Genomic DNA, 3,345 nt, shown 5'->3' with positions numbered 1-3,345 from the left:
CCCCCGGAGAGCCTCCAGGTGCGGAAACTGGCGCAGCTGGCGCGAAAGCTCGCCTCCGAGCTGGCGGGAAGCCGTCGGGTCCCGAACGCCGTCGCTGAGCGGGCGGCCGCCCTGGCGGACGATGTCGAAGAGATCGCGTCGAGCGTGACGGACGCCTGACTCGCTGTTATCCAACGCCAACCCAACCCGTTGACCGGGGCTGAACGCTCCGCGACGGGGCCCCCGCCGTCGGGCTTCCTGCCCGGGGGGGAGGGCCCTATAGTGGGTACAGGGCCTGTAGCAGGTGGGTCTGGAGCCGTCTGAGACGTGGGCGGTTTCGAGGGTGTTGGAGTGCGGTGGTCGGCGGAGAAGGCCTCGGGCGCACCGGGGCCTGGCGAACTCGGAGGCGGCAGTGAAGAAGGAGCACCACGTCAACCTGTCCTGCTCGTTCTGCGGCAAGTCGCAGCGTGAGGTCCGCAAGCTGATTGCCGGGCCCACGGTCTACATCTGCGACGAGTGCATCAAGCTGTGTAACGACATCATCGCGGACGAGAACGAACGCGAGGAGGGCAAGCCTCAGGTCAGCCTGCCCACGCCGCTGGAGATCAAGGCGTTCCTCGACGACTACGTCATCGGTCAGGACCAGGCGAAGAAGGTCCTCTCGGTCGCGGTCTACAACCACTACAAGCGCATCTACCAGAAGAAGCCGGCCGCCCGGCCGCGCCCCGGCGTGAAGAGTCCCGGCGGCGAGGACGTGGAGCTGCAGAAGAGCAACATCCTGCTCATCGGCCCCACCGGCTCCGGCAAGACGCTGCTCGCCCAGTCCCTGGCGCGCTTCCTCAACGTCCCCTTCACCATCGCGGATGCCACCAGCCTCACCGAGGCCGGCTACGTGGGCGAGGACGTGGAGAACATCATCCAGAACCTCCTCCACAACGCCGACTACGACGTGGAGAAGGCGGCGCGCGGCATCGTCTACATCGACGAGATCGACAAGATCGCGCGCAAGGGTGACATGCCCAGCGCCACCCGCGATGTGGGCGGCGAGGGCGTGCAGCAGGCGCTCCTCAAGATCATCGAAGGCACCCGCGCCAACGTCACGCCGCGCGGCGGCAAGAAGTACAACCAGCAGGAGTACGTCCAGGTCGACACGACCAACATCCTCTTCATCTGCGGCGGTGCCTTCCACGGCATCGACGGCGTGATCAAGCGCCGCGTGGGTGAGAAGGGCCTGGGCTTCGGCGCGAAGATCACCCACAAGGAAGAGCGCAGCGTGGGTGAGCTGCTGGCGATGACGGAGCCGGAAGACCTGATGAAGTTCGGGATGATCCCGGAGTTCATCGGCCGTCTGCCGATGATCGCCACGCTCAACGACCTGAAGGAGGATGACCTCGTCACCATCCTCACGATCCCGAAGAACGCCCTGGTGAAGCAGTACCAGAAGATGTTCGAGATCGAGAAGGTGAAGCTGTCCTTCACGAAGGAGGCGCTGCGCGCCATCGCCCGCGAGGCGATGCGCCGTCACTCCGGAGCGCGCGGCCTGCGCGCCATCATGGAGGACGCGATGCTGGAGATCATGTACGACGTGCCGTTCCGCGAGGGAGTCAAGGAGTGCAAGATCACCGAACAGGTGATCACCAAGCACGAGCCTCCGCAGATCGTCATGGAGAAGGAAAAGAAGACCGCCTGAGGTTTCCCTCGGCGGTCGGTTGCTTCCCACCCGGCGTCCCCGCCTTCCCAGGCAGGGGCGCCGTGGTGTTTTCAGCGCCCCGCGCCTTCAGCTTTGCGTGACGCGCACCGTGGTCTTCATCTCGCGGCCGCTGATGGGATCCTTCGCCTTCATGGTGAGGATGCCCTCCACGTTCACGTCGAAGATGATCTCCACGTTCACCGTGCCAGCCTTGGACGGCGGGATGCCGGAGAAGGTGAACTCGCCCAGCAGATCATTGCGCGCCACCGCGTCGTGGTCGCCCTGGTAGATGCGCATGGCCAGCTCCGTCTGGTTGTCCACGCTCGTGGTGGCCAGGAGCTGCTTCGCGTTGGGGATGGACGCGTTGCGCGGGAACACGACGTGGAAGCCGCCGTCGCCGCGCTCCAGGCCGATGGCCATGGGAATCACGTCCAGCAACTGGATGCGCAGGTTGGTGTCGTCCTGGAGCGAGTGCGCGTAGAGCGCGGCGCCAATGGCGACGGCCTCGTCCGGGTGGACGCCCTTGCTGGGCGGCTTGCCGAAGAACTTCGTGAGCCGGTCCTGCACGATGGGCATGCGCGTCTGGCCGCCCACGAGCATGACCTCGTCGATGTCCTTGGTGGACAGGCCGGAGTCCACCAGCACGCGCGCCACCATCTGCAGGGTGCGGTCCACGAGCTGGTTGGTCAGCTGCTCCAGCATCTTGCGCGTGAACTTCATCTCGATGTTCAGGGGCTGGCCCTGCGCCGTCATCGTGATGAAGGGGATGTTGAAGGGGACTTCCTCGCGCGCGGACAGGTCGATCTTCGTGCGCTCGGCCAGGTCCTTGATGCGCTGCATGGCCACCGGGTCCGTGGCCAGGTCGATGCCCGTCTTGGCCGCGAAGTCCTTGAGGACGTGGTGGATGATGGCGTTGTCGAAGTCGATGCCGCCCAGGAACACGTCGCCGCCGGTGGACTTCACCTCGAAGACGCGGTCGCGGATTTCAATGATGGAGACGTCGAAGGTGCCGCCGCCCAGGTCGTAGATGACGACCTTCTCCGCCAGCCCCTTGCCCACGCCGTAGGCGAGCGCCGCCGCGGTGGGCTCGTTGATGATGCGCACCACCTCCAGGTCGATGAGCTTCCCGGCGTCCTTCACCGACTGGCGCTGCCGGTCGTTGAAGTAGGCGGGCACCGTCACCACCGCCCGCTTGATGGGCATCTTCAGGTAGTTGGAGGCGACCTCGCGGATCTTCCCCAGAATCTTGGCGCTGATCTCCTGGAGGGTGAACTCCTTCTTGCCCACGTCCAGGGTGACTTCGTTCTTCGCGCCGGGGCGCATGTTGTACGCCACGACCTTCTTCATCGTGTCGACGACATCGCTGCCGAAGGCACGCCCCACCAGGCGCTTGGCACCGTAGACGGTGTTGCGCGGGTTGAGCTGCCACTGACGCTTCGCCTCGAAGCCGATGAGCTCGTTGCCCTTGTCGTCAATGGCGAAGATGGAGGGGATGGTGTACTCGCCGCCCTTGTAGGGGATGAGCTTGACGTTCCCGCTGTCCTCGACGATCGCCGCGCACGAGTTCGTCGTGCCGAGGTCGATGCCGATGATGGGCTCCTTGTGCATCGCGTGTGGGCTCCGGGTGGGCTTTTTCCGAGGAGAAGCAGGCGGGACCGTATCTCACCCGTCCCGGG

At 65.3% G+C, this 3,345-nt stretch carries 2 protein-coding genes; one reads left to right on the top strand and one right to left on the bottom strand.

The window, feature by feature from the left end; translation table 11 throughout:
• Positions 1-391: 391 nt before the first annotated feature.
• On the top strand, positions 392-1,669 hold the full coding sequence (clpX, locus tag D7V93_RS40585) for an ATP-dependent Clp protease ATP-binding subunit ClpX (protein WP_120527291.1): 1,278 nt from the start codon (positions 392-394) through the stop codon (positions 1,667-1,669).
• Between the two features lie 87 nt (positions 1,670-1,756).
• Here the strand turns inward: clpX and D7V93_RS40580 are convergent, their stop codons facing one another.
• Entirely contained in the window at positions 1,757-3,277 is a 1,521-nt protein-coding gene (locus D7V93_RS40580) for an Hsp70 family protein (protein WP_120648365.1), read from the bottom strand.
• Positions 3,278-3,345: the final 68 nt, after the last annotated feature.

Source organism: Corallococcus llansteffanensis (assembly GCF_003612055.1).
GTDB classification, from domain to species: Bacteria; Myxococcota; Myxococcia; order Myxococcales; family Myxococcaceae; genus Corallococcus; species Corallococcus llansteffanensis.
This window is presented reverse-complemented; position numbering and strand designations above follow the sequence as displayed.

Coding starts and splice junctions, on each gene's coding strand:
- D7V93_RS40580 (WP_120648365.1), bottom strand. CDS start 3,277: ATGCACAAGGAGCCCATCATCGGCATCGACCTCGGCACGACGAACTCG.